22 protein-coding genes are annotated in these 26,075 nt (G+C 71.5%); 6 read left to right on the top strand and 16 right to left on the bottom strand.

All coding sequences use genetic code 11. The annotated features are described in order from the left end of the window. Window positions 1-17 precede the first annotated feature (17 nt). A complete protein-coding gene (locus OG594_RS30875) occupies window positions 18-1,601 on the bottom strand; it encodes an acyl-CoA carboxylase subunit beta (protein WP_266605314.1) in 1,584 nt (527 codons plus the stop codon). A 271-nt stretch (window positions 1,602-1,872) separates the two neighbouring features. Here OG594_RS30875 and OG594_RS30870 point away from each other — a divergent pair, with 271 nt between their 5' ends. Next, window positions 1,873-2,493 (top strand): YceI family protein, encoded by a 621-nt coding sequence (locus tag OG594_RS30870; protein ID WP_266605312.1) that lies wholly within the window; start codon window positions 1,873-1,875, stop codon window positions 2,491-2,493. Window positions 2,494-2,540: 47 nt separating this feature from the next. Here the strand turns inward: OG594_RS30870 and OG594_RS30865 are convergent, their stop codons facing one another. The 6 genes from OG594_RS30865 to ureA form a co-directional block, all read right to left on the bottom strand. After that, window positions 2,541-3,899 carry a hypothetical protein gene (locus tag OG594_RS30865; RefSeq protein WP_266605310.1) on the bottom strand — a complete coding sequence of 453 codons (1,359 nt, stop codon included), beginning with the start codon at window positions 3,897-3,899 and terminating at the stop codon, window positions 2,541-2,543. A gap of 99 nt (window positions 3,900-3,998) precedes the next feature. Next, on the bottom strand, window positions 3,999-5,627 hold the full coding sequence (gene cimA, locus OG594_RS30860) for a citramalate synthase (protein ID WP_266605308.1): 1,629 nt from the start codon (window positions 5,625-5,627) through the stop codon (window positions 3,999-4,001). 410 nt (window positions 5,628-6,037) lie between these two features. After that, entirely contained in the window at window positions 6,038-6,658 is a 621-nt protein-coding gene (locus OG594_RS30855) for a TetR/AcrR family transcriptional regulator (RefSeq protein WP_266605306.1), read from the bottom strand. 39 nt (window positions 6,659-6,697) lie between these two features. Next, window positions 6,698-7,747, bottom strand: a complete 1,050-nt coding sequence (locus OG594_RS30850) for an agmatine/peptidylarginine deiminase (protein WP_266605304.1) — start codon at window positions 7,745-7,747, stop codon at window positions 6,698-6,700. Between the two features lie 30 nt (window positions 7,748-7,777). Beyond that, window positions 7,778-9,511: an urease subunit alpha gene (locus tag OG594_RS30845; protein ID WP_266605302.1), complete on the bottom strand. Its 1,734-nt coding sequence runs from the start codon at window positions 9,509-9,511 to the stop codon at window positions 7,778-7,780. Continuing rightward, entirely contained in the window at window positions 9,508-10,218 is a 711-nt protein-coding gene (gene ureA / locus OG594_RS30840) for an urease subunit gamma (protein WP_266605300.1), read from the bottom strand. Before ureA ends, OG594_RS30845 begins: the two co-directional genes overlap by 4 nt. A 155-nt stretch (window positions 10,219-10,373) precedes the next feature. Between ureA and OG594_RS30835 the strand changes: the two genes are divergently transcribed. After that, complete coding sequence (locus OG594_RS30835) at window positions 10,374-11,810, top strand: cytosine permease (protein ID WP_266605298.1); 1,437 nt, start codon at window positions 10,374-10,376, stop codon at window positions 11,808-11,810. Between the two features lie 87 nt (window positions 11,811-11,897). On the opposite strand, the gene OG594_RS30830 is transcribed toward OG594_RS30835, so the two are convergent. The 4 genes from OG594_RS30830 to OG594_RS30815 all read right to left on the bottom strand — a co-directional run bounded on the left by OG594_RS30830 (window position 11,898) and on the right by OG594_RS30815 (window position 15,620). Beyond that, window positions 11,898-12,983, bottom strand: coding sequence for a branched-chain amino acid aminotransferase (locus tag OG594_RS30830; protein WP_109781535.1), 1,086 nt, complete (start codon window positions 12,981-12,983; stop codon window positions 11,898-11,900). A 225-nt stretch (window positions 12,984-13,208) separates the two neighbouring features. Beyond that, window positions 13,209-14,249, bottom strand: coding sequence for a 3-isopropylmalate dehydrogenase (locus tag OG594_RS30825; protein ID WP_252309876.1), 1,041 nt, complete (start codon window positions 14,247-14,249; stop codon window positions 13,209-13,211). A gap of 100 nt (window positions 14,250-14,349) precedes the next feature. Continuing rightward, a complete protein-coding gene (locus OG594_RS30820) occupies window positions 14,350-14,478 on the bottom strand; it encodes a hypothetical protein (RefSeq protein ID WP_266379422.1) in 129 nt (42 codons plus the stop codon). Window positions 14,479-14,738: 260 nt separating this feature from the next. Further along, window positions 14,739-15,620: a LysR family transcriptional regulator gene (locus OG594_RS30815; protein WP_266605292.1), complete on the bottom strand. Its 882-nt coding sequence runs from the start codon at window positions 15,618-15,620 to the stop codon at window positions 14,739-14,741. A gap of 101 nt (window positions 15,621-15,721) precedes the next feature. Here OG594_RS30815 and OG594_RS30810 point away from each other — a divergent pair, with 101 nt between their 5' ends. Together OG594_RS30810 and OG594_RS30805 are read left to right on the top strand one after the other, a co-directional pair. After that, window positions 15,722-16,735, top strand: a complete 1,014-nt coding sequence (locus OG594_RS30810; protein ID WP_266605290.1) for an NADP-dependent oxidoreductase — start codon at window positions 15,722-15,724, stop codon at window positions 16,733-16,735. Window positions 16,736-16,854: 119 nt separating this feature from the next. Next, window positions 16,855-18,885, top strand: coding sequence for a phosphocholine-specific phospholipase C (locus tag OG594_RS30805; RefSeq protein ID WP_266605288.1), 2,031 nt, complete (start codon window positions 16,855-16,857; stop codon window positions 18,883-18,885). Between the two features lie 27 nt (window positions 18,886-18,912). On the opposite strand, the gene OG594_RS30800 is transcribed toward OG594_RS30805, so the two are convergent. Beyond that, window positions 18,913-19,452, bottom strand: coding sequence for a GNAT family N-acetyltransferase (locus tag OG594_RS30800; protein WP_266605286.1), 540 nt, complete (start codon window positions 19,450-19,452; stop codon window positions 18,913-18,915). 464 nt (window positions 19,453-19,916) lie between these two features. Between OG594_RS30800 and OG594_RS30795 the strand changes: the two genes are divergently transcribed. Then, window positions 19,917-20,654 (top strand): nitroreductase family protein, encoded by a 738-nt coding sequence (locus OG594_RS30795; protein ID WP_266605284.1) that lies wholly within the window; start codon window positions 19,917-19,919, stop codon window positions 20,652-20,654. On the opposite strand, the gene OG594_RS30790 is transcribed toward OG594_RS30795, so the two are convergent. From OG594_RS30790 to OG594_RS30775, 4 genes are all read right to left on the bottom strand, one after another. Continuing rightward, on the bottom strand, window positions 20,638-20,859 hold the full coding sequence (locus OG594_RS30790) for a hypothetical protein (RefSeq protein WP_266605282.1): 222 nt from the start codon (window positions 20,857-20,859) through the stop codon (window positions 20,638-20,640). The genes OG594_RS30795 and OG594_RS30790 overlap by 17 nt on opposite strands. After that, window positions 20,853-21,752, bottom strand: a complete 900-nt coding sequence (locus OG594_RS30785) for a hypothetical protein (RefSeq protein ID WP_266605280.1) — start codon at window positions 21,750-21,752, stop codon at window positions 20,853-20,855. The genes OG594_RS30790 and OG594_RS30785 overlap by 7 nt, the downstream gene beginning before the upstream one ends. A gap of 255 nt (window positions 21,753-22,007) precedes the next feature. Then, a complete protein-coding gene (gene pruA / locus OG594_RS30780; protein ID WP_266605278.1) occupies window positions 22,008-23,639 on the bottom strand; it encodes an L-glutamate gamma-semialdehyde dehydrogenase in 1,632 nt (543 codons plus the stop codon). Between the two features lie 32 nt (window positions 23,640-23,671). Beyond that, window positions 23,672-24,598, bottom strand: a complete 927-nt coding sequence (locus tag OG594_RS30775) for a proline dehydrogenase family protein (RefSeq protein ID WP_266605276.1) — start codon at window positions 24,596-24,598, stop codon at window positions 23,672-23,674. A 160-nt stretch (window positions 24,599-24,758) separates the two neighbouring features. On the opposite strand from OG594_RS30775, the gene OG594_RS30770 reads away from it, so the two are divergent. Then, on the top strand, window positions 24,759-26,060 hold the full coding sequence (locus OG594_RS30770) for a CdaR family transcriptional regulator (protein WP_266605274.1): 1,302 nt from the start codon (window positions 24,759-24,761) through the stop codon (window positions 26,058-26,060). Window positions 26,061-26,075 lie beyond the last annotated feature (15 nt).

Genomic DNA, 26,075 nt, shown 5'->3' with positions numbered 1-26,075 from the left:
GCAGGTCTCCTTCGCGGTTACTGCGGCGGGTTGCCGTGCTTGCGGGACGGCAGATCGGCGTGCTTGTTGCGGAGCATCGCGAGGGCGCTGACGAGCACCTCGCGGGTCTCGGCGGGGTCGATGACGTCGTCGACGAGGCCGCGCTCGGCCGCGTAGTACGGGTGCATCAGTTCGGCCTTGTACTCCTTGACCATGCGCACGCGCATGGCCTCGGGGTCCTCGGCGTCCGCGATCTGCTTGCGGAAGATGACGTTGGCCGCGCCCTCGGCGCCCATGACGGCGATCTCGTTGGTCGGCCAGGCGTAGGTGATGTCGGCGCCGATGGACTGGGAGTCCATGACGATGTACGCGCCGCCGTAGGCCTTGCGCAGGATCAGCGAGATCCGCGGGACGGTGGCGTTGCAGTACGCGTACAGCAGCTTGGCGCCGTGGCGGATGATGCCGCCGTGCTCCTGGTCGACGCCCGGCAGGAAGCCGGGGACGTCCAGCAGGGTGATGATCGGGATGTTGAAGGCGTCGCACATCTGGACGAAGCGCGCGGCCTTCTCGGAGGCCTCGATGTCCAGGACACCGGCGAGGTGGCCGGGCTGGTTGGCGACGATGCCGACGACCTGGCCGTTCATCCGGGCCAGGGCGCAGATGATGTTGCGGGCCCAGCGCTCGTGGACCTCCAGGACGTCGCCTTCGTCGACGAGCTCCTCGATGACCTTGAGCATGTCGTACGGGCGGTTGCCGTCGGCGGGCACCAGGTCCAGCAGGACCTCGCTGCGGCGGTCGGCCGGGTCGCTCGTCTCGTGGACGGGCGGGTTCTCGCGGTTGTTGGAGGGCAGCATCGAGATGAGGTACCGGACCTCGGAGATGCAGGTCTCCTCGTCGTCGTACGCGAAGTGCGCGACGCCGGAGGTCTCGGCGTGCACGTCGGCGCCGCCGAGGCCGTTCTGGGTGATCTCCTCGCCGGTCACCGCGCGGACCACGTCCGGGCCGGTGATGAACATCTGCGAGGTCTCCCGGACCATGAACACGAAGTCCGTGAGGGCCGGGGAGTACGCGGCGCCACCGGCGCAGGGGCCCAGCATGACCGAGATCTGCGGGATGACGCCCGAGGCCTTGGTGTTGCGCTGGAAGATGCCGCCGTAGCCGGCCAGCGCCGATACGCCCTCCTGGATGCGGGCGCCGGCGCCGTCGTTCAGGGAGACCAGCGGGGCACCGGCCGCGATGGCCATGTCCATGATCTTGTGGATCTTCGTGGCGTGGGCCTCGCCCAGGGCGCCGCCGAAGATGCGGAAGTCGTGCGCGTAGACGAAGACCGTGCGGCCCTCGACCGTGCCCCAGCCGGTGATGACACCGTCGGTGTAGGGCTTCTTGTTCTCCAGGCCGAACCCGGTCGCCCGGTGCCGGCGGAGCTGCTCGACCTCCCGGAAGGAACCTTCGTCGAGCAGCAGCGCGATGCGCTCACGGGCGGTCAGCTTGCCCTTGGCGTGCTGGGTCTCGGTCGCGCGGTCGCTGGGGCCGCGCCTCGCCTGCTCGCGCAGGGAGTGCAGCTCGGCCACGCGCCCGCGGGCGTCCGTCGGCTCGCTCGGGGTCTGGTCCACAACGGTCATGTACCGACCTTACGAAGATCGCGATGAAAAACCTCCGTTCATTTCTCACAGTCTCGGAAGACTTCCGCTGTCCGGCCCGCACAGTACGCCCAGTGGATGTAGGGACTCCGCCAGACGGGGTGCTCGCCCGTTGTGGGACCTTCACAAAATGCCCTGACACACCGGCTAGATGTTGAAATTTGAACGGAATGGGTCTAGCGTCGTTTCCGTTGGAGTCGTTGAAGATTAAACAGAATCTTCAGACCGTGCAGAAACCACCGAGGAGCAAGTCATGGGTCTCTTCACCCGCCGCAGCCAGAACCTGAACGTCCAGGACGGCGCCGCCGTCGCCACCCTGGAAGTGGACCCGGCGCTCGCCGCGCTCACCGGCGACTACGTCATCGACCCCGCCCACAGCAGCATCGGCTTCACCGTCCGCCACGCCATGGTCACCAACGTCCGCGGAACCTTCACCGAGCACGAGGGAAGCCTGCACCTGGACGGCGCCGACCCGGCCCGCTCCACCGCATCCATCGACGTGAAGATCGCCTCCGTCGACACCGGCATCGCCGACCGCGACGGCCACCTGCGCAGCGGCGACTTCTTCGACGCCGAGGCCTTCCCGCTGATGACCTTCCGCTCCACCGAGGCGCGCCAGCTCGGCGGGGACGCGTACCGCATCACCGGTGAGCTGACCATCAAGGACGTCACGCGCCCGCTCTCCATCGACCTGGAGTTCAACGGCTCGGCCACCGACCCCTACGGCAACGAGCGCGTCGGCTTCGAGGGGTCAACCGAGATCCTGCGCTCCGACTGGGGCCTGACGTGGAACGCCGCCCTGGAGGCCGGCGGCGTGATGGTCAGCGACAAGGTGAAGCTGACCTTCGACATCTCGGCCATCAAGCAGGCCTGACGGACGGGCTCCCCCGACGCCCGGCACCGGGGGCGGCCGAACACCGCTCAGAAGCCGCCCCCGCCGTCGAAGCCGCCACCCCCGTCGAAGCCTCCGCCGCCGAAGTCCCCGCCGCCGAAGTCGGACGGGTCGAAGTCGGCCCCGGAGACGTCCCCGCCCTCGAAGCCACTGCCCGTGCCGCCGCCGAAGTCCGCGGCGTAGGCGGGGCTGGACATCATCGAACCGAGCATCGTGCCCACCAGCAGGCCGGGCAGGATGCCGCCGCCGAAGTACCCGCCGGCCCAGGGACCGTACGCCGGGCCGGCGTCGTAGTACGGTCGCGGCCCGCGCTCGGTGTCGACCGTGCGAACCGCCGGGTCCAGGCCGTCGCGCAGCCGTACGGCGTCCGCCGTGCAGACCGGCACGGTACGGGCCGCCCCGCCGGCCGGAGCCCAGGTGGCGTCCTCGCTGCTCGGTCCGTGGCGCGGGTCGAAGAAGCAGGGCGAGCGGCGCTCGGGAAGCGGCCTGCCCTGCCGGCGCGCGTCGAGCGTGGCCAGCGCGAAGCGGCCGTCCTCCAGCGCCTGAGTGACGCCCTTGACCTCGTCGGGCTGCTGGACCGAGGCCATGATCTGCTTGGCCTTCTCGTACGAGTCGAGCCCCTGCTCGTAGTCTCCCCGCATGGCATCGTCGGCGCCGGGCTCGCCGGGGTGGAAGTCGAGCCGTTCGAGCTCCTCGCCGAAGGCCGTGATGTCCTCGTCGACGACCACGGCCAGCCGGGCGATGGCCTCGCGCCGGGTCTCTTCCTTCTTCTTCCGGTTGCGACGGACCAGCACGTACGCACCGCCGCCGCCCACCACGGCCACCGCGCCGAGGGCGATCAGCCCGCCGACCGGGGCGCCCTGGTCGGCGCCGGTCGTACCCCAGGACGCGGGGGCGCCGCCCTTGACCTGGGTCAGGGCCTGGTCCACGAAGTTGTTGAGCTGCGTGTTCGCGTTCACCGGTGCGCCGGTCTTCACGGCCTCGGTGAGGTTGCGTACGGCATTGCGCGGCATGACCGCCTTGTCGGCGCCGGCGTCGAAGCCGTCGCCGAGCCGGACCGCGTAGAGCCCGGTGATCCCGGTCTCGGCCCGGACCGCGCCGAGCACCTTGTCGGCGGGGAACTCGGCGGTGGCCGGCAGCACGGCCACGAACACCGGCTTCCCGGCGTCCTCGATCTTCTTCGCGAGCGCGTCCGCCTGGGCGGTGGACAGCTGCGCCTCGGCCCCGGGAGCCACGTAGACCGGGCCCTTCTCGAGGGCCTCCCCGACAGCGGCGACCCCCTCGGCCGCCGAAGCCGTCGGCGCGGCGACGAGGGCGGTCGTCGCCAGCGCCAGCAGCAGACCGGAGAGCAGCGGTCCGAAGCGCACGGATATCAGCCTGGTCCTCATATCCTTGACGCTACCGGAACCGGTACTTTCCCGTGTGAGCTGGACATAAGGGCCTCACCGGGCGCCGGGCCGAAGTCCGGCGGACGCGGGCCCGGCGTGCTACTCGGGGGGTTCGACGCCCGCGTGCAGCAGGCCGTAGGTGAACGCGTCCTCCAGGGCCTGCCAGGAAGCGGCGATCACGTTCGGGGCCACGCCGACCGTGGACCAATCGCGTTCGCCGTCCGTCGTGGCGATCAGCACGCGGGTCGTGGACTCCGTGCCGTGCGTGCCCTCCAGGATGCGGACCTTGTAGTCGACGAGCTCGAACTTGGCGAGCTGCGGGTAGAACCGCTCCAGCGCCACCCGCAGCGCCCGGTCCAGCGCGTTGACCGGGCCGTTGCCCTCGGCCGTGGCGACGATCCGCTCGCCCCTGGCCCACAGCTTGACCGTGGCCTCGTTGGCGTGGGTGCCGTCCGGGCGGTCCTCGACGATGGCCCGCCACGACTCGATGCGGAAGTACTTGCGGGCGCGGCCCTCGGCCTCGGCGCGCAGCAGCAGCTCGAAGGAGGCGTCGGCCGCCTCGTAGGTGTAGCCCTGGAGCTCCCGCGCCTTGACCCGCTCCACGACCCGGGAGATGAGCGCGCGGTCCCCGCCGAGGTCGACGCCGAGCTCCTTGCCCTTGAGCTCGATGGAGGCGCGGCCGGCCATGTCGGAGACCAGCATCCGCATGGTGTTGCCGACCCGCTCGGGGTCGATGTGCTGGTAGAGGTCCGGGTCGACCTTGATGGCCGAGGCGTGCAGGCCCGCCTTGTGCGCGAAGGCGGAGACGCCGACGTAGGGCTGGTGCGTGGAAGGGGTGAGGTTCACGACCTCGGCGATGGCGTGCGAGATCCGGGTCATCTCGGCGAGCGCCCCGTCGGGGAGCACCGTGCGCCCGTACTTGATCTCCAGGGCGGCGACGACGGGGAAGAGGTTGGCGTTGCCGACGCGCTCGCCGTACCCGTTCGCCGTGCACTGGACGTGGGTGGCGCCCGCGTCCACCGCGGCCAGGGTGTTGGCGACGGCGCAGCCGGTGTCGTCCTGGGCGTGGATGCCCAGGCGGGCGCCGGTGTCGGCGAGGACGGTGGCGACGGTGGCGGTCACCTGGGCGGGCAGCATGCCGCCGTTGGTGTCGCAGAGGATGACCACGTCGGCGCCGGCCTCGTGGGCGGCGCGCACGACGGACTTGGCGTACTCCGGGTTGGCCCGGTAACCGTCGAAGAAGTGCTCGCAGTCGACGAAGACGCGGCGGCCCTGGGCGACCAGGTGGGAGACGGTGTCGCGGACCATCTCCAGGTTCTCGTCGAGGGTGGTGCGCAGGGCGAGTTCGACGTGGCGGTCGTGGGACTTGGCGACGAGCGTGATGACCGGGGCGCCGGATTCCAACAGGGCCCGCACCTGCGGGTCCTGGGCGGCCGAGCCGCCCGCGCGCCGGGTCGCACCGAAAGCGACCAGCTGGGCGTTCTTGAAGGCGATCTCCGCGCGGGCGCGGGAGAAGAACTCGGTGTCCCGGGGGTTGGCGCCGGGCCAACCGCCCTCGATGAAACCCACTCCGAAGTCGTCCAGGTGCCGGGCGATCGTCAGCTTGTCGGCGACGGTGAGGTTGATGCCCTCGCGCTGGGCGCCGTCGCGCAGGGTGGTGTCGAAGACGTGGAAGCTGTCGTCCAGGCCTTCTGACAGCACAGTGGCCGCCTCTGGTGTCGTCGTCATGCTGATCTGACTCCTGTCGGTGAGTGGTTCCGGATATGCCCGGGATCCACTGCCCCCATCATCGCGCGCGGTCCGGTCCCGGCAGGGATGGTCCGGGAAACGAAAAGACCTCTCGCGGGTAGCGAGAGGTCTGCGCGCGGGTCCGAGGCACGGTGGCCGCTTCCGCGAAGTTCTTCCACGGTTCAGCGGCCACTGGGGACCGGCGCGCTGCTGGCGATAATCATGAGCTGAGCAGGCACGCTGGCAGTGTGCCACACCGCTCGCCGCGGATGGACAGGCATCTCACCATGCGGGCAGCGGGCTCGCGCGTGCGTTCGGGGTGCTGAGCACCGTGGGCGGCTGCGGCGCCGTTGCGGGGCTCCGCCCCGAACCCCGCGCCTCAAACGCCGGCGAGGCTGAGATGGGCCAAGCTACGACGGGAGCGACAGGGTGTCCGTCAGGAATTCGCTCACGTGGGCCAGGATGGCCGGGCGGTCCAGGGTCGGCAGGCCCACCGCCAGCTGGATGCTGAATCCGTCGAGCAGGGCCCGGACGCGGGTCGCCACGCGCTCGGCGTCCACCGGGCGGAACTCCCCGCGCGAGATGCCCTCGGCGAGCAACGCGACCAGGTCGCGGTGCCAGGCACCTTCGATGGCCGCCTGCCGGTCGCGCTCCTGGGGGCCCGCGTTCTGGGAGCGGTTCCAGACCTCCAGCCACAGCGTCCAGTGCGGGTCGCGGGCGCGCGTGGGCACGTACAGGTCCACGTACGCCTGCAGGCGCTCGCCCACCGGACCGCGGCGGGCGAGCAGGGCCCGCCGCTCGCCGCCCAGTTCCGCCTCGCTCCACTCCAGCGTCTGCAGCAGCAGCTCGTCCTTGCTGCGGAAGTAGTAGAGGAGGTGGCCGCTGCTCATGCCGACCTCGCGGCCCAGTCCGGCCATGGTCAGGCCTTCCAGGCCGCGCTCGGCGATCGTGGCCATGGCGGCGACGAGTACGTCCTCGCGCGGGGGCGCGTTCTTCCGCGCCGCGCGTACCGGTACTCCACCCGCCACCATGGACCACTCCTCGTCGGTCGGCTGCCGGTCGTCTGCGGATCAGACCTTCGGCTGCTGCTGGGTGATGCAGTGGATACCGCCACCCCCGGCGAAAATCGTACGTGCGTCAACGAGGGTCACGGTCCGCTCGGGGAACAGTCCGCGGAAGATCTCTGCGGCCTCCTCGTCGCGCGGGTCGTCGAACGCGCACAGCACGACCCCGCCGTTGCACAGGTAGTGGTTGATGTACGAGTAGTCCACCCACTCCCCGTCCTCCTCCAGCACGGTCGGCGCCGGGACCTCCACGACCTCCAGTTGCCGCCCGCGGGCGTCGGTGGACGCGCGCAGGATGGCCGCGATGGTCTTGCAACGCTCGTGGTCCGGGTGGGCCGGGTCGGGCTGGGTGTGGACCATGACGACGCCGGGGCGGGCGAAGGCGGCGACGATGTCGACGTGGCCCTGGGTGCCGTAGGTGCCGTAGTCGCCGGCCAGGCCGTACGGCAGCCAGATCGCCTTGGTGGTGCCGAGGTGGGCGTGGATCTCGGCCTCCACCTGCTGGCGGGTCCAGCCGGGGTTGCGGCCCTCGCCCAGCTGGACGGTGTCGGTGAGCAGGACGGTGCCCTCGCCGTCGACGTGGATGGCGCCGCCCTCGTTGACGAGCTCGGTGCTGTACGTGCGGGTGCCGGCCACGTCCGAGACGTGCCGGGCGATCTTCGAGTCGTGCTCCCAGCGGGCCCACTCCTGGGCGCCCCAACCGTTGAAGGTCCAGTCGACGGCGGCGAGCTCGCCGGCGTCGTTGGTGACGAACGTCGGGCCGATGTCGCGCATCCACGCGTCGTCGAGCTCCTGCTCGACCAGCTGGACGTCGTCGCCGACGTGTCCGCGGGCGCTCTCGGCGTCACCGGGCGAGACCACGAGGGTCACCGGCTCGTACGCGCGGACCGCGCGGGCGACGGCGCCCCAGGCGGCGCGGGCCTCGGCGAGCTCCTGCGCGTTGGTGAAGGTCTGGTTGGGGCTGGGCCAGGCCATCCAGGTGCGCTCGTGGGGCGTCCACTCGGCGGGCATCCGGAATCCGGCGTCGACCGGCTTGGCGTGCTGATGGGCGGTCATGGCAGGCAGGTCCTTACGGGCTGTGCTGACTTACAGGAAGTACAGGCGGTTGAGGGAGACCGATTCGGCGGCTTCGGAGCGCAGCGGTTCCCCGTCGAGGGAGACCAGTCCGCTGCGCGCGTCCACATCGACCGCGCCCACCCGGGAGTTGAGCAGGAGGTCCCCGGGGCCGATCCCCCGGGTACCGCGGACGGCGACGCGGCGCCGGCGGGTCGGCATCGCGTCGCTGCCGAGGGCCGCGGCCGCGGTGGAGACGAAGGCGACGGAGATGTCGGCGGCCGTGGCCCCGTACGAGCCGAACTGCGGTCCGAGTACGAGCGGTTCGCAGGTGTCGGTGGCGGCGTTCGGGTCGCCGGTGACGCCGTAGGCGGGGAAGCCGGACTTCAGCACGAGTTGGGGCTTGGCACCGAAGAACTGCGGCCGCCACAGGACGACGTCGGCGAGCTTGCCGACTTCGATGGAGCCGATCTCGTGGGCGAGTCCGTGGGCGATGGCCGGGTTGATGGTGAGCTTGGCGATGTAGCGCAGGACGCGGGCGTTGTCGTCGCCCTCGCCGTCGCCGTCCATCGGGCCGAGCTCGCCCTTCATCTTGGCGGCCATCGCGAAGGTGCGGCGGATGGTCTCGCCCGCGCGGCCCATGCCCTGGGCGTCGGAGGAGGTGATGCCGATGGCCCCGAGGTCGTGGAGGACGTCCTCGGCGCCCATGGTGCCGGCCCGGATCCGGTCGCGGGCCATGGCGGCGTCGCCGGGCAGGTCGGGCTTGAGGTCGTGGACGGAGACGATCATGCCGTAGTGCTCGGCGACCGCGTCCCGGCCGAAGGGCAGCGTGGGATTGGTCGAGGAGCCGATGACGTTCGGCACGCCCGCCATCTTCAGGACGTTGGGGACGTGTCCGCCGCCGCAGCCCTCGATGTGGAAGGCGTGGATGGTCCGGCCGTCCAGGACCCGCAGGGTGTCCTCGACGGAAAGGCACTCGTTCAGGCCGTCGCTGTGCAGGGCGACCTGCACGTCGTGCTCCTCGGCCACCCGCAGTGCCGTGTCCAGGGCCCGGGTGTGCGCGCCCATGTCCTCGTGCACCTTGAAGCCGGACGCGCCGCCCTCGGCGAGCGCCTCGACCAGCGGGGCGGCGTCCGAGGAGGAGCCGCGGGCGAGGAAGCCGATGTTGACCGGCCAGGCGTCGAAGGCGTTGAAGGCGTGCTTCAGCGCCCACGGGGAGTTGACGCCGACGCCCCAGACGGGGCCGAACTCCTGGCCGATGATCGTGGTGACGCCCGCGGCGAGGGAGGCTTCCATGATCCGCGGGGAGAGCAGGTGGACGTGGGTGTCGACGGCTCCGGCGGTGGCGATCAGGCCTTCGCCGGACACGATCGAGGTGCCGGTGCCGACGACCACGTCGACGCCGTCGAGGGTGTCGGGGTTGCCGGCCCGGCCGATCGCGTGGATCCGGCCCTCGCGGATGCCGATCGACACCTTGCGGATCCCGAGGACGGCGTCGATGACCAGCACGTTGCTGATGACCACGTCGCAGGTCTCGCGGACGGCGGCGGCCTTCAGGTGCAGCCCGTCACGGGCCGTCTTGCCGAAACCGGCCAGGAACTCGTCACCCGGCTTCTGGGCGTCGTGCTCCACCCGGACGGTCAGCCCGCAGTCGCCGAGCCGTACCCGGTCCCCGGCGCGGGGGCCGAAGACGGACGCGTACTCGTGCGGATCGACGTGCCGGCTGCCCGGCGCGCAGTGGTCGCTGTGCGGGGTCTTCTTGCTCACGCCCGGTCTCCGTCCTCGTGTGCGGCGGTGACACCGAGGTAGCCGCAGGCCGCCGCGCGGCGCAGGGCCTCGTCCTTGGCTCCGGGTGCGTCCAGCGGCCCGTCGACCAGGCCCGCGAAGCCGATCGCGATCCGGTCTCCGCCGATGGGGACGAGGCCGACCTCGCCCTCGCCGTGGGGGTCGAACCGTACGGACGAGCCCGCCGGCACGCACAGCCGCATCCCGTAGGCCGCGGCCCGGTCGAAGTCGAGCCGCGGGTTCGCCTCGAAGAAGTGGAAGTGCGAGGTCACGCTCACCGGCACGGCGGCGGTGTTGCGGACGTGCAGGTGCAGGACCGGCTCCGGCTGGGGGACCCCGGGGCCGGGGACGACCGCGCCCGGGGCGTCGTCGCCGAGCGGGACCGCGCCCCGGATGGGGGACGGGACCACTGCGAGGCGGGATCCGTCGTCGAAGACGGCCTCCACGTGCACCTCGGCGACCACGTCGGCGACGCCCGGCAGGACGTCGCCCGGGCCCAGCACGCTGCGGGCCTCCTCGATGGCCTCCCCGAGCCGCTTGCCGTCGCGCGCCGCCTCGCAGACCGTGTCCGCGATCAGCGCGGTGGCCTCCGGAACGTTCAGTTTCAGGCCACGGGCCCGCCTGGCCCGGGCCAGCTCCGCAGCACTGCGGAGCAGCAGCCGGTCGCGCTCCGTAGGGGTCAGCCGCACGCCGATCCACCACCTCTTGAGTCGATGGGTTAGAGCATCACTCTAACTCTTCATTTCATTGGAGGGAATCATTGACCTGGGGGCAAGCCTTAAGCCACATTGAGTGTCGCTCAAACAAAGCGCAACCACCCCCCGCCCTGCCAAGGGAGTCCCCCATGCCCATCGAACAGCGCGGAGTCGACACCATCCCCGAGGACGAGCGGACGAGCGGTCCCCGTGACCTGGTCTCGATCCTTCTCGGCTCCAACCTCTGCCTCGGTGTGATCGTCTTCGGCTGGCTGCCCCCGTCCTTCGGACTGGGACTGTGGCCCTCGGTCACCGCCATCGTGACCGGCACGCTCGTCGGCATCGCCTTCACCGCGCCGCTGGCGCTCGTCTCCCTGCGCACCGGGACCAACCTCTCCACCTCCAGCGGCGCGCAGTTCGGCGTCCGCGGCCGGCTCGTGGGCTCGGTGGTGGGTCTGCTGCTCTCGCTCGGCTACACCGCCCTCACCCTGTGGATCGGCGGCGACGTGATGGTGGGCGTCCTTGCGCGGCTCACCGGGCTGCCCGACACCGGCGCCACGCGCGGCCTGATGTACGGCGTACTCGCCGCGTGCACCGTCGTCGCGGCCGTCTTCGGCTACCGGCTGCTGCTGCGCATGAGCAAGATCCTGGCGATCGGCATGGTGGTGCTGCTGGCCATCGGCGTCTTCGCCTACACGGGGGACTTCACCACCGCCGCGCCGCCGGAGACCGCGTACCTGCTCGGCTCCTTCTGGCCGACCTGGATCCTCGCCGCCGTCGCCGCCGGGCTCAGCGGCCCGGTCGCCTTCATCACCCTGCTCGGCGACTACACCCGCTACATCTCCCCGCGTCGGCACGGCTCCCGCAAGGTGCTCTGGGCGACCGGGTTCGGACTGCTCTTCGGCCTCCTGGTCCCGCAGCTGTTCGGCACCTACACGGCGCTCGCCGCCCGGGCCGGAGCCGAGTACGCCGGCCCGCTGGTGGCGGCCTCGCCCTTCTGGTACCTGGTCCCGCTGCTCGCCGCCGCCGCGGCCGGCTCGGTCGGCAACGCCGGGCTGATGCTCTACTCGATGGGCCTCGACCTCGACGCCATCGTGCCCAAGGCCACCCGGACCACGGCCACCCTCGTCGCCGCGGCGGTCGCCACGGCCTTCGTCTTCATCGGCTCCTTCGAGTGGGACGTGCAGTCCGCGATGACCTCGTTCGTGCTGGTGCTGACCGCGATCGGCACCCCGTGGGCCGTGATCACCCTCATCGGGTACGTGCGCTGCCGCGGGCGCTACGACGCCGACGCGCTCCAGGTCTTCAACCGCCGCTCGGTGGGCGGGATCTACTGGTACCGCTGCGGCTGGAACGTCGCCGCCACCGCCTCCTGGGCGATCGGCGCCGGCATCGGCCTGCTCGCCGTGACCACCCCCTTCTACGAGGGCCCGCTGCTCGCCCTCACCGGCGGTGTGGACTGCTCCTTCGTCCTGTCCGGCCTGACGGGCGGACTCGTGTACACCGCCCTCACCGCCCGCCGCTCCCCCGCCCCGATCCCGGTCCCGGCGGTCGCCGGCGCCGCCGAGGAGCCCGCGAACGCCTGAGCACCCCCGATCCCCCCGTACGTACGCAGGCCCGCGTCCCGGACGTTCCGGGGCGCGGGCCTGCGTACGTACGGGGGCCGGTCGGGACTAGCCCAGCGGGTGCATCCAGCCGTGGGTGTCGGCGCTGTGGCCGGTCTGGAGTTCCAGCAGTGCCTTGCGCAGGCGCATGGTGACCTGGCCCGGCTCACCGTCGCCCTGGGTCCAGTTGGCGCGCTCGGACTTGACCGAGCCGACCGGGGTGATGACGGCGGCGGTGCCGCAGGCGAACACCTCGGTGAGGGTGCCGTTCTCGTTGTCGCGCTGCCAGTCCTCGGTGGTCAGGCGGCCCTCTTCGGCGGTGTAGCCGAGGTCGCGGGCGATGGTGAGGAGGGAGTCACGGGTGATGCCGGGAAGGAGCGAGCCGGTGAGCTCCGGGGTGACGATGCGGTCGCCGTACACGAAGTACAGGTTCATCCCGCCCATCTCCTCGATCCAGCGGTGCTCGACGGCGTCGAGCCAGACCACCTGGTCGCAGCCATGCGAGGCCGCCTGGGCCTGCGCGACCAGCGAGGCCGCGTAGTTGCCGCCGGTCTTCGCGGCGCCCGTGCCGCCCTTGACCGCGCGGACGTAGTCCTCGGAGAGCCAGACGGAGACGGGCTTGACGCCACCGGGGAAGTACGCGCCGGCGGGCGAGGCGATGACGATGAAGAGGAACTCGTTCGCCGGGCGGACGCCGAGGCCGACCTCGGAGGCGAACATGAAGGGGCGCAGGTACAGGGAGGCCTCGCCGGAGTCCGGCACCCAGGCGCGGTCCTGCTTGATCAGCGCGTCGCAGGCCTCGATGAAGAGCTCGGTCGGCAGCTCCGGCATGGCCATGCGGCGCGCGGAGGACTGGAAGCGCGCGGCGTTGGCCTCGGGGCGGAAGGTGGCCACGGTGCCGTCGGGCTGGCGGTAGGCCTTGAGGCCCTCGAAGATCGTCTGCGCGTAGTGCAGCGTCATGTTCGCCGGGTCGATCGCGAGCGGCGCGTACGGGACCAGCTCGGCATCGTGCCAGCCGCGACCCTCGGTCCACTTGATCGTCACCATGTGGTCGGTGAAGTGGCGGCCGAAGCCGGGGCTGGCCAGGATCGCCTCGCGCTCCGCATCGGACAGCGGGTTCGAGGAGGGCTTGAGCTCGATCGTGGGCGTCGTCATGAGTGCTTGTCCTTCACCGGTTGTGTATGGCGGACCGCGCTCACGGCGCACTAGGACGTCCGAGCTTCCCCGCATTCCGCGGCCTCGCGTTCGATTATCGCGCGCGGGCAGGCTTCGGAGAAGCGGGGAGAGCGGCCCAGGGGAGATGGTGGCACCCGGGGCCGCACAGGAAAAGCCGCCGGGTCCCTTTGTGACCCGGCGGCTTCCTGAGGTGGAGCTACCGGGTCAGCCGGCTACCCGAGCGGCGAGGGCGTCGCCGATCGCGTCGGTGGAGCGGAAGGTTCCGTCGCGCTCCGCCAGGTCGGCGGAGACCGCGTCCTCGATGCGGACGGCCTGGGCCTCGTAGCCCAGGTGACGCAGCAGGAGGGCGACGGAGAGGATCGTCGCGGTCGGGTCGGCCTTGCCGGTGCCGGCGATGTCCGGGGCCGAGCCGTGGACGGGCTCGAACATGGACGGGAAGGCGCCGGTCGGGTTGATGTTCCCGGAGGCGGCGAGGCCGATTCCGCCGGTCACGGCGGCGGCCAGGTCGGTGAGGATGTCACCGAAGAGGTTGTCCGTGACGATGACGTCGAAGCGCTCGGGCTGGGTGACGAAGAAGATCGTCGCGGCGTCGACGTGCAGGTAGTCGGTGGTGACCTCGGGGTACTCCTGGCCGACCTTGTCGAAGATGTTCTTCCACATGTGGCCCGCGTACACGAGGACGTTGTTCTTGTGGACCAGCGTCAGCTTCTTGCGCGGACGGGCGTTGGCTCGCTCGTACGCGTCACGGACGACGCGCTCGACGCCGTACGCGGTGTTGATGCTGACCTCGGTGGCCACCTCGGCGGGGGTGCCGGTGCGCAGGCTGCCGCCGTTGCCGGTGTACGGGCCCTCGGTGCCCTCGCGGACCACGACGAAGTCGATCTCCGGGCGGCCGGCGAGCGGGGTGGCCGTGTTCGGGAACAGCTTCGACGGGCGCAGGTTGATGAAGTGGTCGAAGGCGAAGCGGAGCTTCAGCAGCAGACCGCGCTCCAGCACGCCGGACGGGACCGAGGGGTCGCCGATCGCGCCCAGCAGGATCGCGTCGTGGTGCTTCAGGGCTTCGAGCTCCGCGTCCGGGAGGGTCTCACCGGTGCGGTGCCAGCGCTGGGCGCCGAGATCGTATTGCTTGGTCTCCAGCTTCACATCCTGGGGCAGGACCGCGGTAAGGACCTTGAGTCCCTGAGCCACGACTTCCTGGCCGATGCCATCACCGGGGATCACTGCGAGATTGATGCTGGTCGACATGACGGAACCGTACTCCGTGTCCCAGCCCTCAGACATTCTGCGTCCATCATGTGGACCAATGTGGACCCAAGTGGACGCAGAACGTCTCGGGCGGCGCAGGTCAGTGGCCGGTCGACCCGCCGTTGTCACGGCGGTCGAGGGCGCGCTGGAGAGCGGCGGCGGCGTTCTTGCGGTCGTCGGCCGAGGCGGAGGTGTGGCGGACGCGGCGGGTGGCGGTGGAAGCGGTCATGGTGATCGACTCCTTGAGATCACGGCGTGGCGGGGCCACGGATGAGGGGTTCCTTCAAGGCGCCGGAAGAGGCGGGGAGCAGTGCGCCGCAGGGGTTGCCTGCCAGGGGCGCACGCTCTCGACCGCCATTCGCCTGATTGGCGAGACGTTCGGCTTCTACAAAGCTAGGCCAGGTCCCGTTGTATGTCTCGGCAATTACTCGGGCTTCCTACTATCTGAGACGCGCAGCCCCCTGGAAAGGCCCGTCCAGAGGGTCCGTTTCAGCCCTTCTCGGAGCGAAGTTCCCTGATCAGGGCACGTACGGCGAGAGTTGAGGCCGATTCCGACGTAGTGACGTATCCCACCTGCCTCACCGGCCCCTCAGGGCCCAAATCGGTGATGTCCACCGCCTCGGTCGCCTCCCTCAGGGACAGCTCGGGCATGATCGCCATCCCGAGCCCGCGGCCGACCATGGTCAGCACCATCGCGTCGTCCTCCGCCTTGACCGTCGCCCGCGGGATCCAGTCCTGGGCCCGCCACCAGGAGCGGGTGTAGGAACCGCAGTTCTCGTCCCAGTCCATCAGCGGCAGGCCCTTCGGGTCCGGGTGCCCGGCCGGGTGGACCAGCCGGTACGCCTCCTGCGCGAGCACCCCGGTCAGCAGGCCGGGGGCCAGGTCCTGCGCGCCGCCCAGCGTGGCGATGCCCAGGTCGGCGCGGCCCGCCGCCACCTCCCCGGCCGCTCCGGCGCCGATCTCGCGCACCACGCGGACCTCGGGGCGGATGCCCGGGTGCCGGGCCGTGAGCCGCTCCAGCGCGGGCGGCAACAGGTGCAGGGCCGCGCTGCGGAACGCGGCGATCCGCAGCACCCCTTCCACCGTGCCCCGGCCCGCGCCCCGGACCTCCGCACCGAGGACCTCGTACATCCGCAGGATCCGGCGGGCGAGGGCGACGGCCCGCTCCCCCGCCGGGGTGGGTGCTGCTCCGGCACGGCCCCGCTCGAAGAGCACCGTGCCGACCTTGGTCTCGCTGCCGCGCACCGAGTGGGAGACGGCCGACTGGGTGAGGCCGAGCGCGGCCGCGGCGGCGGAGAAGCCGCCGCGGTCGGCGACGGCGACCAGGATCCGCAGTTCCTGGGGCAGCAGGTCGGCCGTACTTCCCGCCATCGGCGCTTCCACCTCGTTCTATGAGCGGTGTTCATGGGTGTGGGGCTTCCATGAACGCAACCCCCTGCCCGGGCCGGCCATTCCTTCCTAGCGTCTGTCCCATGACCACGAACACCGCTCACGCCGTCCACCAGATCGCCCGCCCCACCGGCTTCCCCAGCGCCGGGGACTTCGCCTACGTCGCCTCCCCGGTCCCGGAGCCGACGCCCGGCACCGCGCTCGTCGAGAACCTCCTGCTCTCCGTGGACCCATACCACCGGGGCATGATGGACGGCGGCGAGGACGGCTTCGAGCTGAACACCCCGCTGGAGGGCCGCTCGGTGGGCCGGGTGCTCGCCTCCCGCGACCCGGGGCTGCGCGAGGGCGACCTGGTCTTCCACCGCGCGGGCTGGCGGACCCACGCCCTGGTCACCCTCGGCACGGACGGGACGCGGAAGCTGCGCGGCCACGACGGCGTCCCGCTGGAGGCGTACCTGAGCATCCTCGGCGGGACCGGCCTGACCGCGTACGCCGCGCTGACCCGGACCGCCACCCTGCGCGAGGGCGAGGACCTCTTCGTCTCCGCCGCCGCCGGCGGGGTCGGCACGGCCACCGGACACATCGCCCGACTGCTGGGTGCCCGGCGGATCATCGGCAGCGCGGGCTCGGCGGCCAAGGTCCGCCACCTCACCGGCGCACTCGGTTTCGACGCGGCCTTCGACTACCACGACGGGCCGGTCGGCAAGCAGCTCGCGCAGGCCGCCCCGGACGGCATCGACATCTACGTGGACAACGTCGGCGGGGACCACCTGGAGGGGGCGATCGACGCGTTGCGCGACTTCGGGCGGATCGCCTGGGTGGGTGCGATCTCGACGTACCACGGGGACCGCTCGCCGGCCGCGCCCCGCAACCTCTTCGAGGTCGTACACAAGTCCCTGCGCCTGGAAGGCGTATTGGTTCGCAATCACACCAATCTGCAGGATGAGTTGGAGGACTTCCTCGTCCCTCATCTGCGCAGCGGCCGGATCGGTACCGACACCACCGTTGTCCAGGGCTTTGACCGGACGGTGGAGGCCTTCCTGGGCATGCTCCGCGGGGAGAACCTGGGCAAGATGCTGGTCCGGATCGGCAACTGATTCCGGCCACCCTGTTGTTCACCGTTTTCTTACCGCACGGCTGTAGACCTTTGATCCCGGCGCCGCCACTCTTGCCGTCGATGTGCCAGCGGGGCACTTGAGTGGGAGGCGAGGGGCCAGTGACACCGATCAGCCGCAGAGGTTTCGTGGGAATCGGCGCCGGGCTCGTGGCGGGCGCCACCCTGCCCGCGGTCACGCCGACGACGGCGGCCGCGGCCGCTGCGACCGGCACCATCACCGATGTGAAGCACGTGGTGGTCCTGATGCAGGAGAACCGCAGCTTCGACCACTACTTCGGCAGGCTGAAGGGCGTCCGCGGGTTCGGCGACCGCGCCGCCGGCAACATCCCGGGCGGCTGGGGCACGTTCAACCAGCCCAACTGGGGCGGCCGCCAGTACCCGTGGAAGCTGTCGGCCACACCGCCGGCGGGCGGCGCGGACAGCGAGACCCTGGCCCAGTGCACCGGCGACCTCCCGCACAGCTGGACCTCGCAGCACGCCGCCTGGAACAAGGGCCGGATGGACAACTGGGTCACCGGCGTCGGCAACGTCCGCACCCTCGGTCACCTGGACCGGGGGGACATCCCCTTCCACTACGGCCTCGCCGACCACTACACGATCTGCGACGCGTACTTCTGCTCCGCCCTCAGCGCGACCGGCCCGAACCGCACCTTCCTGTGGAGCGGCAAGATCGACGCCACCAGCAAGGACGGCGGCGACGAGTCCGGGCTGACCTGGGAGACGTACGCGGAGGCCCTCCAGCGGGCCGGCATGAGCTGGAAGGTCTACCAGAACGCCCAGGACAACTACGGGGACAACGGGCTCGCCTACTTCAAGCGGTTCACGGACGCCGCCCCCGGCGATCCGCTGTGGGACCGGGGCATGGGCTCGGTCCCCAAGGTCACCGGCTCCACCCCGGACGACATCGCGGCCGCGATACGCGCCGACGTCATGGCGGGCACCCTCCCCCAGGTGTCCTGGGTCGTGGCCAGCGAGGCCTTCTCGGAGCACCCCTACGCCCCGCCCGGCGACGGAGCCCACTTCGTGGACCTGGTCTACCGGGCCCTGGCGGCCGACCCCGAGGTGTTCGACTCCACGGTCCTCTTCCTCAACTACGACGAGAACGACGGATTCTTCGACCACGTCCCACCGCCGGTCGCCCCGCCCGGCACCCCCGGCGAGTACATCGACGGCATCCCGATCGGCCTCGGCTTCCGCGTCCCGATGATCGTGATGTCCCCCTGGACCCGCGGCGGCTGGGTGAGCTCGGAGGTCTTCGACCACACCTCGGTGCTGCGGTTCATGGAGAAGTGGACGGCCGCCCTCGGCACCCCCGCCACCTGTCCGAACATCAGCGCCTGGCGCCGCAAGGTGGTCGGCGACCTGACCGGCGTCTTCGACTTCGGGCGCCCGGTCTACGGGGTCCCCGCGGGCCTCCCGTCCACCGCCAAGGTGATCGGCCAGGCGACCTGTGCCCCGCTCCCCAACCCGACGCCGCAGAACAACGCCCTCCCGGCGCAGGAGCCCGGCACCCGTCCGGCGCGGGCCCTGCCGTACCAGGCGAACGGCAACCTGGACCGCTTCGAGTTCGGGCCGACCGGTCAGATCACGGCCTGGTTCTCGATGACCAACCAGGGCGCCGAGGCGAAGCGGGCGGCGCACTTCTCGATCCACCCGCACCAGCACCGGGACACGACGGCCTGGCAGTACACCGTCGACCCGGGCGGCACCAGCAGCGACTACTTCCACATCGGCCTCGGCCACGGCTCGGGCAAGTACGACATCTCGATGCTCGGGCCGAACCGCTTCCTGCGCCGCTTCATCGGAGACGCGTCGAAGCCGGGCAAGGACATCGAGGTGGCGGCCCGTTTCGCGGTCGAGCCGGGCACCGGCAAGCCGGCGGTCTACTTCAAGATGAAGAACTCCTCCGGCTCCCCCGTCACGTTCACGATCCGCTCGAACGCCTACCGCACGGACGGCCCGTGGACCTACACGGTCCCGGCGAACTCCTCGCGCGAGGACTTCTTCAACGCCGTGGCCTACAGCAAGGGCTGGTACGACTTCACGATCCTCGCCGACTCCGACGGCACCTGGTCGCGCCGCTACACGGGCCACATCGAAACGGGCTCGGCCAGCGTCACGGGGTCGTAGCCGCCCCGACGGGGCCCGGGCCCGGGTCTAGAGGACGTCCCCGTCCCGCCAGTCGAAGTCGAGCCGCCCGGCCGAATCCAGCCGGATCCCGCCGGGCGGCGCCCACACGTAGGTGGAGCCCTCCTCCTCGGGGAGCCTCACCGGCCCGTCCGGCGAGAGGGCCCCCACCTGGCCCGGCCACACCGCCCAGCCGCGTCCGAGGTAGAGCCCGGCCCCTTCCTCCGACGCCGACAGCGCGCCCAGCACGTAGGCCCCCGCCACGACCTGCTCCAGCCGGGCCATGACCTGCCCGCCGAGGCCGCGGCGGCGCGCGTCGGCCCGTACGGCCACGGCCTCGACGTACCCGGTGCGCAGGGCCCGCCCCCGGTGCACGACCCGCCGCATGACCACGCTGCCGTGCGCGACGAGGTCCCCGCCCGCGTCCCGGACCAGCGCGTGCATCCCGCCGAGGGCGTGCTCGAAGTCCTCATCGGCGAAGTCACCGTCGAAGGCCCCATCGAGCAGGGCCCGGATCTCGCGCAGCTCCGTACCGGTCAGCTCCGCCGTGTGTCGTACGCGATTCTCCATCGGACGACCGTACCAACGCGCGCCGGCGGCCCGGTACGGCCGGAAAGGGCCGGAAACAGCCGGGGGTTCGAAACCCGGAGCGCTGCCGGGCGCAGGCCGTCCGTACCGCCCGCGGCCGCGCCCGGACGGACGTGCACCGCGCCGCCGGCGCGGGACCGTCCCGGTGGTCCACCTCGGTAGCGCCCGCACCGCCCAGTCCGCCGCGGGTACGTACGGTGGGCGGGGCCGGGGTGGTCCACCCGCGCCCGGTGCCCGCGGACGGCCGCCGGAGCGGGGGCCGCGGCGCTGCGCGCCGTCCGCGCCGGGTCCGTCGGCTCCAGGTCACACCGGTGGACGATGGTGTTCCGCAGGAGGAATCGACCGGTGACCACCGCCTCCGAAATCGCCCGCGCCCGTGCATACCGGGCGGGAGGTCCGCGTACGGCCCTGGCGGCGGGCGGCGCAGCGGCGTGAAGATCTGCTCCATGTCGCCTGAGACCACACCTGAGACCGCCTCCGGGACCGCTCCTGAGACCGGGCAGTGGACGCCCACCCACGGTGATCCGTACCGCCCGGTGGCCTACCGCCCCGCGCGGATGCCGCAGCCGCAATCCCTGGCGCGCGCCGCCGAGTTGCGGGCCCGGATGGACGAGCGACGGACCGTACGCCGCTTCTCCCCCGACCCCGTGCCCGAGCAGGTGGTCCGGGACGCCATCGCCTGCGCCGCGACCGCTCCCTCCGGGGCGCACCAGCAGCCGTGGACCTTCGTCCTGGTCAAGGACCCGGCCGTGCGGCAGCAGATCCGCGCGGCCGCCGAGCAGGAGGAACAGCTGTCCTACGACGGCCGGCTGGGCGACGAATGGCTCGCCGCCCTGCGTCCCCTCGGCACGGACGCCGTGAAGACCCACCTCACGGACGCCCCGGCGCTGATCGTGGTCTTCCAGCAGCGCTACTGGCTCGGCCCGGACGGCACCAAGCGCAAGCACTACTACGTGGACGAGTCGGTCGGCATCGCGGTCGGCATGCTCCTGTCCGCGCTCCACCTGTCCGGGCTGGCGGCGCTGATCCACACCCCCAGCCCCATGCGCTTCCTCAGCCACGTCCTGAACCGCCCGGAGAACGAGAAGGCCTTCGCCGTCATCCCGGTGGGCTACCCGGCGGACGACTGCGAGGTCCCCGACCTCCTGCGCAAGTCCCTGGACCAGGTCATCGTGGAGGTGTGACGACCTCCCCGGCGGGCGGCTCCGGAGCGGGCCCGGACTGCTGCCCGCCGCCGCCCAGCGCTTCCGCGAGCCGCATCCCGATCCGCACCCGGTCCTCCGGGGTTCCGGCGTCCATGGCGGCCCGCACCTGCCGCAGGATCAGCCAGTCCCGCGCCACCTTGGCCACCCCGAGCACGGCCGCCGTCACGACCACCGCGGTCAGCATGACAGCGCCTCCCCCGCCGGGGCGTCCGGCGCGTAACAGGGCCCGCGCCGCAGGGTGACGAAGGCTCCGCCCATCGCGATCTCACCGGGAAACCACGGCTGGTCCCGCAGCCGCTCGGCGATCCGGTCCGGCCGCTCCGCCAGGCCGCTGCGACGCAGCCGCCGCTCGAGTTCGTCCCGTTCCACGCCGCAGCACCACTCGACGACCACGTCCCCACCCCCGTGGGTGTACACGTTGGCCGATCCGTGCGCGGCTCCGGCTGCGCCCAGCAGCCCCGGACGCCGCAGCAGCCTGCTGTTCAGCCAGTCCTGCGCCATGACCGATCCGGGGTCGCCCCCCGCGCCGGCGCGCCCGCCGAGCTCCGCCGCCTCGACGGGGTGCAGGCGATGACGGTTGCGCCGCCACAGTTGCGTCAGTCCGTCACCGTGTTCCGGCAGCAGCGGGCGCCAGTCCTGGTCGGGGTGCACCACCGCCACCGTTGCCCGGCTCTGCAGTTGGTTCAGCACCCAGCTGCGGCCCATCGGGGCGATGCGCAACCCCGGCACCCCGCGCAGTCCGCCGTAGGCCTCGTCGATGCGCGGCAGCACCGTGGAAAGGACCTGGTCCGCCATGGCCGGATGCAGGACGAGTGCCAGACCGGCGCGGGCCGGCCGGGCGGCGGTGAAGCCGAACAGGGCCCCGTCACGGCGCTCGTGTTCCCGCAGCCCGTCGGCGAGCTCGGCCACCAGGAGCGATTCGAGGGTGCGCTGCGCCTCGTCCTCGGGTTCCGGAACCGGTTGGTGGCGGGTGATCAGGCCGGCTTCGGCCCAGCCGAGGCAGGTGTGGTGCGGCAGGCCGGTGGACTCACGGCAGATCGTGGCGACGCGGTGGCGGTTGTCGGTGCGCTTGGACATACGTCTCCCCGGGCTGCGCCCCGGCTCGGCAGCGTAGAGGTGTGCGTATCTCCCAGTGATGTGACCCCGCCCCGTACGGGAACTCGTCAGAGCCCTGCGCTCCCCCGGGAAGCCGGGCCCGGGTGCTGGAGCGTGTCGCCGTACACGACAACTACAGCCAGGCTAGCAGGAGTTGTCGGTGGGGGAAATGGATACCGCCCCCGCTCCGGACTTGGGGGTACCGGAGCGGGGGCGGGGTTCAGCGGGGGGCCGGGATCAGCCCATGTGCGGGTACGCGTAGTCGGTCGGCGCGACCAGCGTCTCCTTGATCGAGCGGGTGGAGGTCCAGCGCATCAGGTTCGACGCGGCGCCCGCCTTGTCGTTCGTCCCCGAGGCGCGGCCACCGCCGAACGGCTGCTGGCCGACGACGGCGCCGGTGGACTTGTCGTTGATGTAGAAGTTGCCCGCCGCGAAGCGGAGCTTCTCCATCGCGTCCGCGGCCGCGTACCGGTCCGCCGCGATGATCGAGCCGGTGAGGGCGTACGCCGAGACGGACTCCATCTGCGCGAGCATCGCGTGGAAGTCGGCGTCCTCGTAGACGTGCACGGCGAGGATCGGGCCGAAGTACTCGGTCGTGAAGACCTCGTTCTCCGGGTCGGTGCACGCGATGACGGTCGGGCGGACGAAGTAGCCCTCCGAGTCGTCGTAGGTGCCGCCGGCGATGATCTCGCAGGTCGGGTCGGCGATGGCGCGGTCGATCGCGGCCTTGTTCTTCGCGAAGGAACGCTCGTCGATGACGGCGCCGATGAAGTTGGTCAGGTCGCGGACGTCACCCATGGTGATGCCGTCGACCTCGGCCGCGAAGGCCTCCTTGAAGCCGTCGTTCCAGATCGAGGCCGGGACGTAGGCGCGCGAGGACGCGGAGCACTTCTGGCCCTGGAACTCGAAGGAACCGCGGGTCAGGGCGGTCTTCAGGACGGCGCGGTCCGCGGACGGGTGCGCGACGACGAAGTCCTTGCCACCGGTCTCGCCGACCAGGCGCGGGTAGGACTTGTACGTCTCGATGTTGTTGCCGACCGTCTTCCACAGGTACTGGAAGGTCTTGGTCGAGCCGGTGAAGTGGATGCCGGCCAGCTCGGGGTGGTTCAGGGCCACCTCCGACACCGCGATGCCGTCGCCGGTCACCAGGTTGATGACGCCCTTGGGCAGGCCGGCCTCCTCCAGGAGCTCCATGAGGAGGATCGCGGAGTGGGTCTGCGTGGGGGACGGCTTCCACAGGACCACGTTGCCCATGAGGGCGGGGGCGGTCGGCAGGTTGCCCGCGATGGCCGTGAAGTTGAACGGCGTGATCGCGTAGACGAAGCCTTCGAGCGGGCGGTGGTCGCTGCGGTTCCACACGCCGGCGGAGTTCGCGACCGGCTGCTCGGCCAGGATCTGGCGGGCGAAGTGGACGTTGAAGCGCCAGAAGTCGACGAGCTCGCACGGGGTGTCGATCTCGGCCTGCTGGGCGGTCTTCGACTGGCCCAGCATGGTCGAGGCGGCGAGCTTCTCGCGCCACGGACCGGACAGCAGCTCGGCGGCGCGCAGGATGATCGCGGCGCGGTCGTCGAAGGACATCGCGCGCCAGGCCGGGGCGGCGGCGAGGGCGGCGTCGATGGCCTCCTGCGCGTCGGCCTCGGTGGCGTTGGCGTAGGTGCCGAGCACCGACTTGTGGTCGTGCGGCTGGACCACGTCGAAGCGCTCGCCGCCGCCCATCCGCTTGACGCCGTTGATCGTCATCGGGAGGTCGATCGGGTTCTCGGACAGCTGCTTGAGCTGCGCTTCGAGCCGCGCGCGCTCCGGGGTGCCGGGGGCGTACGAGTGGACCGGCTCGTTGACCGGCGCGGGGACCTGGGTCACAGCATCCATGGGGCTGGTAACTCCTTGAGCTAGTGGGGTGCCTAGTTCTTGGTGATCATCGAGCGGAGGAAGAAGAGCAGGTTGGCCGGCTTCTCCGCGAGGCGGCGCATGAAGTAGCCGTACCAGTCCGTCCCGTACGCGGTGTAGACGCGCATCCGGTGGCCCTCGGCGGCGAGCCGCAGGTGCTCCTCGCTGCGGATGCCGTACAGCATCTGGAACTCGTACTCGTCCAGTTTGCGCCCGGCCGTGCGGGCGAGCTCCTGGCCGATGGCGATCAGCCGCGGGTCGTGCGACCCGATCATCGGGTAGCCCTCGCCGTCCATGAGGATCTTCAGGATCCGCACGTACGCCTTGTCGATCTCCGCCTTGTCCAGGTAGGCGACCTCGGCGGGCTCCTTGTAAGCGCCCTTCACGATGCGGACGCGGCTGCCGGCGGCGGCCAGGCGGCGGGCGTCGGCCTCCGTGCGGAAGAGGTACGCCTGGATCACGCAGCCGGTCTGCGGGAAGTCCCGGCGCAGCTCCTCGTGGATGGCGAACATCGAGTCGAGGGTGGTGTGGTCCTCGGCGTCGAGCGTGACGGTGGTGCCGATGGCGGCCGCGGCCTCGACGACCGGGCGGACGTTGGCGAGCGCCAGCTCGTGGCCGCCCTCCAGGGCCTGGCCGAACATCGACAGCTTGACGGACATCTCGGCCTTCTCGCCGAGACCGAGCTCCGCGAGGCGCTCGATGAGCTGGAGGTAGGCGTCCCGGGCGGCGTAGGACTGCTCGACCTCGGTGATGTCCTCGCCGACGACGTCGAGGGTGACCTCCAGGCCGCTCCGCGTGAGCTCCTCGACGATCGGGATGACCTGGTCGACGGTCTCGCCGGGGATGAACCGATTCACCACGGGCTTGGTCACCGGGGCGGCGGAGACGATGCGACGCATCTTGTCGCTGCGCGAAGCGGCGAGGATCACGGGACCCAGCACGGGGGCACCTCCAACGGGTGGCAGAAGAAATGCGCAAGTAAAACCACCGTGAAACCTAAGGATCGCTTTGATCCTCTGCCATCGACAGCTGTCACGCATCCGTGTCCCGGATCTCATACATCTGTCTGAAGGGTCCGCGCCGGGGTGGGAGAATGTCCGCGTGAAGGGCGATTACCAGGACCTGGTGGACGAGATCTCCGCGCTGCTCGGCGCCCCGGCGACCCTGGAGAACCGGGACTTCCGGCTGATCGCCTTCGGCGCCCACGACAGCGACGACGATCTGGCCATGGACCCGGTACGGACCCGCTCGATCCTGACGCGGCAGTCGACGGCGGACGTGCGGTCCTGGTTCGAGGGCTTCGGCATCGCCCGCGCCACCGGGCCGGTCCGGATCCCGGCGGCGCCCGACGCCGGGGTGTTCCGTGGACGGATCTGCCTGCCCGTGCGGTACCGGGGCATCGTGCAGGGCTACGTGTGGCTGCTGGACCAGGAGCCCGGCAAGCCCGGGCCGGAGCCGGCGGCGCTGGACGCGGCCATGGAGGTGGCCCAGCGCATCGGGGTGCTGCTCGCCGAGGAGGCGAAGGCCGGGGCCGACCTGTCGCGGGAGTTCCTGGCGGTGCTCACGGCCGGTCCGGGCTGGCCGCAGGACATGGCGGTGGCCGCACTGCGGGCCGCCCTCGGGCCGGGCGGGGACGGGCTGCACGCGGCGGTCTGCGTGGCGCCGTGGCCCGGAGAGGCTCCGGCATCGGTACCGGGCGCTGCGGCGGTGTGCGTCGTACCGCGGCGGGCCGGGGGCGAGCCGGGCGGCGCAGCCGGGTCCGGTGCGGCAGCGGGACCGGGGTCGGAGCCCGCGGGTGATCCGGCGCTGGCGGTACTGCTCCGGCTGCGCTCGACGGACGCACTGGCTCCGGCCCTGGCGGCGGTGGCCCGGCTGCTGCCGCGCGCGGCGGAGGCGACGGGAACGGGCGGAAGGGCCGCCGGCGGGGCGGGCGCGGGCGGGACGGGCACGGGCGGGGGCATCGGGGCCACCACCACGGCCGTCGCCCGCGGGGTGACCGCCGGCGTCGCCGACCCCGTACGGGGCCTCGCGGACCTGCCCGCCGCCTGGGAGCAGGCCGTCGCCGCCGCCCGGGCGGCCGCGGCCCAGCCCCGCTTCGGCCCGGTCGCCCAGTGGTCGGCGATCGGCCCGTACCGGCTGCTGGCGACGCTCGCCGCCGATCCGGTGGACGACCCCGCGGCGCGCACCCTGCTGACCCCGGCCAACCGCGAACTCGCCCGCACCGCCGAGGTCTTCCTGGACTGCGCGGGCCAGGCGGGCCGCGCGGCGGCCGCCCTGGGCATCCACCGCCAGACCCTCTACTACCGTCTGGCCCGGGTGGAGCAGCTGACCGGCCTCGACCTGGACGAGGGCGAGGACCGCCTGCTGCTCCACATGGCCCTCAAGGCCTCCCGCCTGGCCTGAGCGCCGTCCCTTCGA

The organism is Streptomyces sp. NBC_01214, from assembly GCF_026340975.1.
Taxonomy (GTDB): Bacteria; Actinomycetota; Actinomycetes; order Streptomycetales; family Streptomycetaceae; genus Streptomyces.
This window is presented reverse-complemented; position numbering and strand designations above follow the sequence as displayed.